This is a genomic window from Mesorhizobium sp. M7A.F.Ca.CA.003.01.2.1 (assembly GCF_003998945.1).
Taxonomy (GTDB): domain Bacteria; phylum Pseudomonadota; class Alphaproteobacteria; order Rhizobiales; family Rhizobiaceae; genus Mesorhizobium; species Mesorhizobium ciceri.
The window spans coordinates 1-964 of record NZ_RZRA01001390.1 but is presented as its reverse complement, the minus strand read 5'-3'; the positions used below and the strand labels follow the sequence as shown (position 1 = coordinate 964).

At 67.3% G+C, this 964-nt stretch carries 2 protein-coding genes; both read left to right on the top strand.

The features are described from left to right. The coding region (locus tag EN969_RS32900; protein ID WP_206525309.1) for an SAM-dependent methyltransferase at window positions 1-535 on the top strand (535 nt) is incomplete at its 5' end. A gap of 105 nt (window positions 536-640) precedes the next feature. Beyond that, a partial coding sequence (locus tag EN969_RS32895) for a laccase domain-containing protein (protein WP_206525308.1) occupies window positions 641-964 on the top strand: 324 nt, incomplete at its 3' end.

Genomic DNA, 964 nt, shown 5'->3' with positions numbered 1-964 from the left:
CCTTTGCTTCTTCGCCGGCGCCGGCTCGGTCGACCCGACGCTGCTGCCCGCCGATGCCGCTCACGCGCCGCAAGGCGCGATCGCCGAAGTGGCACCTGCCCGCACCGCGCTGATGGCAACAATCGCCGAGCGCATATCCAGGCATGGCGGCGCCGGCCTGTTTCTCGATTACGGCCATTTCCAGCCGGGTGTCGGGGACACGCTGCAGGCCTTGCGCAGCCACGATCACGAAGATGTGCTGGCCAATCCCGGTGAGGCCGACCTCACGTCCCACGTCGATTTCGCCGCCCTTGCCGCGATCGCGCGTGCACATGGCCTCGAAGCCCATCTGACGACACAGGGCGACTTCCTGCTCGGCATGGGCATCCTCGAGCGCGCCGGCCGCCTTGGCGCCGATGCCGGTCAGGCGGCGCGCGAAAGGATCGCCGGCGACGTCGAGCGCCTCGCCGGGCCGCAAGCCATGGGCGAGCTGTTCAAGGTGCTTGCGGTGCTGCCTCGCGGCGTGGCGGTTCGGCCCTTTGCCGAGGCGGATTGACTTTTTACCGCCGCCCCTCCCAATCTCCCGTCCGCGCTTTGCAGCCTGTTCTCGACCAAGCACCTTCTTCTTGACGAAACCGCCCACACGGACAACAACGCCCGCATGCTGAATCAGACCAAACCGGATCCCGTTCGGTCGCCGCTGCTGGACGAGGCGCAGGCACAAGGCATCCGCCACGGCTATTTCACCCGCGTCGGCGGTGTTTCCGGCGGCATCTATCAGGGCCTCAACATCGGCACCGGATCGAATGACGACCAGACGCTGGTTGCCGAGAACCGCGCCCGTGTCGCTGCCTGGATGGGCGTGCCGGCAAGCCATCTGTTGACCGCCTGGCAAATCCATTCGCCCGATGTCGTCATTGCCAGGGAGCCCTTTGCCGGCGAGCGCCCCAAGGCGGACGCCATCGTCACCGATCGGCCGGGCATC